This is a genomic window from Pseudomonas amygdali, assembly GCF_002699855.1.
Lineage (GTDB): Bacteria > Pseudomonadota > Gammaproteobacteria > Pseudomonadales > Pseudomonadaceae > Aquipseudomonas > Aquipseudomonas amygdali.
Map to the genome: position 1 here is coordinate 38702 of NZ_LKBW01000256.1, position 6621 is coordinate 45322.

At 51.5% G+C, this 6621-nt stretch carries 4 protein-coding genes; all 4 read left to right on the top strand.

What is annotated here, in order from left to right; all coding sequences use genetic code 11:
- Positions 1–50: 50 nt before the first annotated feature.
- The 4 genes from AO277_RS15900 (at position 51) to AO277_RS15920 (ending at position 6363) form a co-directional block, all read left to right on the top strand.
- Positions 51–4232: an RHS repeat-associated core domain-containing protein gene (locus AO277_RS15900; protein ID WP_257214236.1), complete on the top strand. Its 4182-nt coding sequence runs from the start codon at positions 51–53 to the stop codon at positions 4230–4232.
- Positions 4233–4241: 9 nt separating this feature from the next.
- Entirely contained in the window at positions 4242–4589 is a 348-nt protein-coding gene (locus AO277_RS15905; protein ID WP_099259068.1) for a hypothetical protein, read from the top strand.
- A gap of 845 nt (positions 4590–5434) precedes the next feature.
- Positions 5435–5725, top strand: a complete 291-nt coding sequence (locus tag AO277_RS29965; RefSeq protein ID WP_474700713.1) for a MafI2 family immunity protein — start codon at positions 5435–5437, stop codon at positions 5723–5725.
- A gap of 260 nt (positions 5726–5985) precedes the next feature.
- On the top strand, positions 5986–6363 hold the full coding sequence (locus AO277_RS15920; protein WP_099259070.1) for a hypothetical protein: 378 nt from the start codon (positions 5986–5988) through the stop codon (positions 6361–6363).
- Positions 6364–6621: the final 258 nt, after the last annotated feature.

The window sequence follows — 6621 nt, forward strand, 5'->3', positions numbered from 1 at the left end:
CACGTGGCTGATCGGGCCTCCACTACTCGCGGGCTACAGGAGTAATTGCGATGTTTGAGGCAGCCCGGTTACTGGATGAGATCGAACACACCGGTGCACTGACGGGCTTTTTGCTCGGCGCAGTGGTGGGTATCGCGGCAGTGGCATATGTGTCATTCACCTTCGTCACGTGCGGGTTCGGCGGGATTCTACTGGGACTGGCCGTCGGCCTGGCAGGCAACGCCCTTGCAAGTCTTGGGGAGGCCATAGGCAGCGCCTTCAGCTCTCCAGCGGGGCAGATCGAGTCTGCCTCGCCCAACGTGTTCATCAACGGCCGGCCTGCTGCTTTTGCTATCGAGAGCACCGCCGTGTGCGACAAGCACTCACCCATCGTCAAGGTGGCCGAAGGGTCCAGCAACGTCTTCATCAATGGCCTGCCCGCAGCGCGCAAAGGCGACAAACTGACCTGCGGCGCGAAAATCGGCACCGGCTCGCCCAACGTCTTCATCGGCGGAGGTACCCAACGCTACCTGCCGGTGGATGACGAAGTCTCGGCGATGTACCGCTACACCGTGGACATTCTGTTGATCGTGGCGGGCGGGGCCAAGGCCGTCACCAGTATCGCCAAACTGGGTATGCAGGCGGGCCTGAAAGCTGCTGGCCCTTGCGCACTGCGCTTCATGGGCGGTGTCTTTCTGGGGGACGCGATTTTTCGCTTCGGCGTTGCCCCCCTGGCCGAAAAAGTGCTGGGTGGCCTGCACGGCAACCCGGTCGACACCACCACTGGGCGCAAGCTGTTGATCGATGAGTCCGACTTCGGCCTGCCCGGCCTTATGCCCATCGAATGGACGCGCTTCTATGCCAGCGACCTGACTGTCGACAGCGCACTGGGCAAGGGCTGGGTATTGCCCTGGGAACAAAGCCTGCGCCGAAAAGGCAGCTTTCTGTACCTCAGTGACAATCAAGGCCGCAGCGTGCCGTTCGTGACACTGGACTACAACCAGCGCATCTACAACGCACAGGAACAGCTGTATCTGGTGCGTACCGAAGGCGGTCATTACCTGCTGCAAACGCTGGACAACGTGTTCTATTACTTCGGCGAAGTGCCCGACGACAACCAGCCGGTGCCACTGGAACGTATCGAAAACGCCCTCGGCCATTTTCTGCATTTCGTGCGCAGCGAAGACGACGTTCTGACCGACATCTGCGCCACTGGCGGGCAACGCGTACACCTGCACTACGACGAAGTGACCAGCCGCCTGAGCACCGTCAAGCGCATCGTCGACGACAAAGCCGTTGAAACACTGGTGCGCTATGGCTACGACAGCAACGGCCAGTTGAACAGTGTATACAACCGCAATGGCGATGCCGTGCGCAACTTCAGCTACACCGACGGGCTGATGACCCGCCACGCCAATGCACTGGGGCTCAGTTGCGAGTACCGCTGGGAAACACTCGACGACAAGCCCCGCGTAGTCGAACACTGGACCAGCGACGGCGAGCACTTTCAGTTCGATTATGATTTCGAGGCGCGCCAGACGCGGGTGACGGATGTATTGGGTCGTCGTGCCGAAGTGACCTGGAACGCGGACCGCCGCGTCGTCGCCAGCACTGATTTCGGCGGTGAGCAGTACCGTATCGCGCTGGACGACACCGGCAATATCAATAGTCTGACGCTGCCCGACGGCAATCAACTGGGCTTCGAATACGATGATCTGTCACGCCTCACGGCAGAGACCGACCCGCTGGGCCGAACCACGCGTTATCAACATCACTACAAGACCACGCTGGTCAAACAGATCACCTACCCTGACGGCGCCGTGTGGAAGGCCCGTTATGATGAGCGAGGCAACCTCGTCGCCGAGATCGACGCACTGGGTCACAAGACCGAATACCTCAACGGCGAGGACGGCTTGCCCCATACCATCGTCGACCCGACGCTCAAGTCCAAATACCTGTGGTGGAACAACCTCGCGCAGGTAGAGCGCTTTCAGGACTGCTCGGGCAAAAGCACGTATTACCGTTATGACGAGCGCCATCAACTGGTCGCCGTTACCGATGCCCTGAACAACACCACCACGCTGGAGCGCAAACCCGGCGGCGAAGTGCTGCGCATCGACCACCCGGACGGCACCCGCGAGAGCTTCACCTACAACGCTCACGGTCAGGTTCTGACACACACTGACGGCAAGGACCAGACCACCCATCTGGCCCGCAACGCACGTGGCCTGCCGACCAGACGTCAGGACCCTAAAGGGCTGATGGTCGCCTACCAGTACGACAAAGCCCTGCGCCTTGCGGCGCTGAGCAATGAAAACGACGCCACTTACACGTTCGCCTACGATGACTCCGACCGGCTGATCGAAGAAAAACGCATCGACCAGTTGACCCGCCGTTTCAGCTACAACCTTGGCGGGCATCTGACTCAGGTCGAAGAAACCGGCTACGGCGAAAAAGGCGAACGGCCACAGCGCAGCACGTATTTCGAGCGCGACCCGATTGGTCGACTGCTGGCCAGACTCAACAACGACGCCCGACAGGATTTCGCCTACGACGACAGCGACCGCTTGCTGTCCATCCAGCGCACGCCCACTGACGGCGGCAGAAAACTCGGCATCACTGCCGAAAAACTGGAATTTGCCTACGATATTCTGGGCCGCCTGACGCAGGAGACCTCGCCTCAAGGCGCACTGAACTACGACTACGATCCACTCAGCAACCTGACCACGCTGACCCTTCCTACCGGCCAGCACCTGAACCACCTGTATTACGGCAGCGGTCATCTGCACCAGTTGAACCTCGACGGCCAACTGATCAGCGACATGGAGCGCGACGACCTGCACCGCGAGATCTATCGCACGCAGGGCAAACTCACCAGTTGCTTCGGCTACGACGCCCTTGGCCGCAAAGCCTGGCAGTACGCAACCACCCTGCCCGCTGAAAAACTCTCACAGATCCAGAACCCGCTCATAAAGCCCGAGCGCTACGTAGAACACGCCTACAACCCGATCCACCGCCGCTACGAATACGACCCAGCCGGCGAACTGAGCCGCACCCTCGACAAACTGCGCGGCGAGGTCACCTACGAATACGAAGCCAACGGCCGCCTGCTTGAACACAACCCCGAAAAACGCTTCGAAGGCGAAGAATTCCGCTACGACGCCGCTGGCAACCGCCTGAACTTCAACACCAACCGCTTCGACCGCGTCAAAGACAACCGTCTAAAGCAATGGAGCAACCACGAATACAAGTACGACGCATGGGGCAACCTGGTCGAGAAAATCGTCGGCATCGTCCGCTGGCAAACCTTCACTTACGACAGCGAAAACCGCCTGGTCAAAACCGAGACCACGGCCAACAGCCATGTGGAAAGCACCAGTAGCTATCAATACGACAGCCTGGGTAGGCGGGTCGCTAAACAGTCGGAGATCAAAGGCCAGAGCGACCAGAAGCGCTTTCTTTGGCACGGTCTGAGGATGCTGCGTGAAGAGGGTCCCGAGCACAGCAGCTTGTATCTCTATGAGCCTGGCAGCTATGCCCCGCTCGCCCGTGTTGATCAACGCGAGGGCGAAACCGGGAACAGGGTTTACTACTTCCACACCGACCAGATTGGTACCCCGCTGGAGATGACCGACGCCGAAGGGCAGATCGTCTGGCAGGCGAAATACCGGCCGTGGGGAGCGATTGAAAAGCTGGTGGTGAACGAGGTCGAGCAGAACCTGAGGTTTCAGGGGCAGTATTTCGATGTCGAGACAGGGCTTCACTACAACACGTTTCGGTATTACGATCCTGAGATTGGGCGGTTTATAACGCAGGATCCAATTGGGTTGAGTGGTGGGGATAATCTTTATCTGTATGCGCCTAATCCTTATGGGTGGGTTGATCCTTTAGGTCTTTGCAACGGTTCCGGAAATGGCTCACTAGAAATTGCACCGGGCAAATTTGACTACCTATTTGGCCGCGCAGCTAGTAACGCTCATAATGCAGCCAGATCGAACCAGCTTGCTCTCGAAATGAAGAGACTTGGTGTTCCTGATACTACTTCTGGCCGTCAGATGCTAACTGAGCATTTGGCGTCATCCACAAAAACCCAAGGCAACGTTATGAGTACTTTTTCCAACCAGTATGGGATGTTTGAGGTCAGAGAATCCCTATTCATAGGCCCATCGGGTCGAGCAGCCAACTTCAAAAGTACTTTCCAAATACTTGATAATGGAACTCGCAAACTTATAACCTTAATACCCGTTCACTAAGGAGTGACTATGAAATTTCCGAGCCCCGATGATTTCTTAGAAGAATTTGGCATTGAGCCTGTCGAGATGGATACCAGCTCAGCTCTATTTTGTTATAATATAAAATCGAAAAACAGTGAGATTGAAGCTGATATATCCTTCAGTGCCGTAATGCGATCTTTTCAAATAGCACTTTATGTTTCAGCGAAGGAAACTGCCATAGTATCATCAGAAAATGTAGAATCCATTGAATTTATGCGCACTAGTTCCGGAGCAGGAATTCGCGTAATATTTGATATATGCGAAACCATTTCAGAAGCTCAGATTTTAATTGAACCTGAACTGAGCTGTCGTTGGTGGACATTACGGAATGCATGAGCACCTTAGAATTCCATATGCCTTTCAATTTACTTCATTATTAAGATGATCAATCAAGCCCCCCATTATAGAAGCTGCCCTCTACGCTTCTTGGGGCAGCATTGGGCAACAAAGACGGGTTGCTCCCGTAGTTAAAAGATGTAAATCGTTGTCACTTTAGAGCTTTTGAAGCGGTTATTGCCAGCACTGTAAATAATAGAGGGCAGTAGACATTGAGCTTGACTTAATATATGACAGCGGCGGCGTACAAAATATATATACCAATAATGCCTATCGTCAAGGCAATAAAATACTAGAAAGCATACTTGAGAACACATATGAAAGATAAAGATTCTTCAAACCAAGCCCTGTAAACTATCGAAAAGTTCATGCAAGAAATGAACGTTTGGGAAGCCGAGCTTTTCAGACTAAGAAAAAAGAGCTAATAGAGGGTAAAGATAATTTACCTCTAAAGAAAGCTTACAGAAGCAAACTAGAAGCAAACTAGAAGCAATACTAAAAACATGCAATAGAAGACAAAAGCAACTTCTGCAGACTAATAGACTTAGGCTATACGAATCCACCCACATACGACCCCAAAAGCGATATATTGAAAAAATCGCTAATGAAAAAATTTTGTTACTATAATAGCCCAGCAAACGATTAGAACAGAAACCTTATCGAAAATAACATTAAAACTCCAAAACAATAAATGATTGATAACGAAAAAGAAAATCTTAAGCCATGATGAAAGATCGCAACGCGCACCATTATAAGTCAATTGGCAACAATGTAACTCTTACTAATAAAAAAGAGTACTTACAAGCTAAAAGTTCGGATCTAAGCCATGAACCTTGCCTGACTGGTTGATTTTGTGCGTATGGCGCGCTCTAATTGGTGAGATATATCCTGAAATAAGAGCAATCGCTATTTCTCTAACGGATGATCGAACACTATTTATTTGTTACTATCTTGACAGGCCACCCACAGACTTTGACTGGGAAAGCTTAGAGGTCGTATCTACAAATATTTCAGCATCAATTGGTCAAGATAAAATCCTCCAAATAGACCTGGAGTGTAAGTTTGACTTGAGTCCAATCGGAAGTCTTGAGCATCTTGAAGGTTTTGTCTACTGCCGTCGGGAGTATGAGTCATAGGGGCAAGCGGACCATCTAAAAAAACAGCATGGTCAAAAGCAAGGTCCAGAATCAATCTTTTCGGATATTGCTCAAAATATCCAACAAGCAAACAAACTGTATATTTACGGGCCCGACAGCTATGCCAGCAGCCCATGCTGATCAACAGAAAGTTGAAGTATAGGACTTTATTACTTTCACATCGAAAAGGCTGGTAAAATCTTGGAGATTGCGGGTGATGAGAAAAAATAATCGCGCAAAGCTTGAGGTGCTCAATCCAAATGAACTCTAAAACAATCAACCAAGAAACCATTGAAAACATATTAAAAGCTGACGACATAGATATACACACAGCCAAAGTCCTAGAACAGGCTAAGGCACATGTTGATTTTATACACGGGTTAAATCTTGAAATCTACAACATAAATGGAAGCTCAAGCATGAGACAAATTGTAGATTACAGAATAGACACTCTCGAGAAAAGCGGCAGGACCTTCTACGGAGCAAAGGAATGCACACTAAAATTAGGAAGATTGGCACCAGACCACCCAGTTAGCTGGATCGCTAAAAAGATGGAAAACAACATCTTAGTTTTAATAATCGACCGCAAATCTAACGGCGTTATACATGCAATGTCGACCACGGCTAAAACGACCTAATACTAGGTATGTAGAGCACAATTACGACTTTGCCTAAGCAGCTACTGAATTAAAGTTGGCATAGCGTGGACGCCCCATGGCCTTGAATCATATCAATGCACAAAGAAAACTCGCCTCATCATTTGGTGAGTTCATCAGCGGGTTGAAAAATGAAGATGAGGTAGATCTCTGATTCCCTTGCCCTCGGGAGTATCAGTTTTTTTGTGTTCGGGCTGGTTAGGGCCTGCCGTCAGGCAGGCCCTTGTTTTACCAGCTCGG

What these genes read in the sequence shown, in the direction of transcription:
- AO277_RS15905 (WP_099259068.1), top strand. Translation starts at nt 4,242, where the DNA reads ATGAAATTTCCGAGCCCCGATGATTTCTTAGAAGAATTTGGCATTGAG.
- AO277_RS15920 (WP_099259070.1), top strand. Translation starts at nt 5,986, where the DNA reads ATGAACTCTAAAACAATCAACCAAGAAACCATTGAAAACATATTAAAA.
- AO277_RS15900 (WP_257214236.1), top strand. Translation starts at nt 51, where the DNA reads ATGTTTGAGGCAGCCCGGTTACTGGATGAGATCGAACACACCGGTGCA.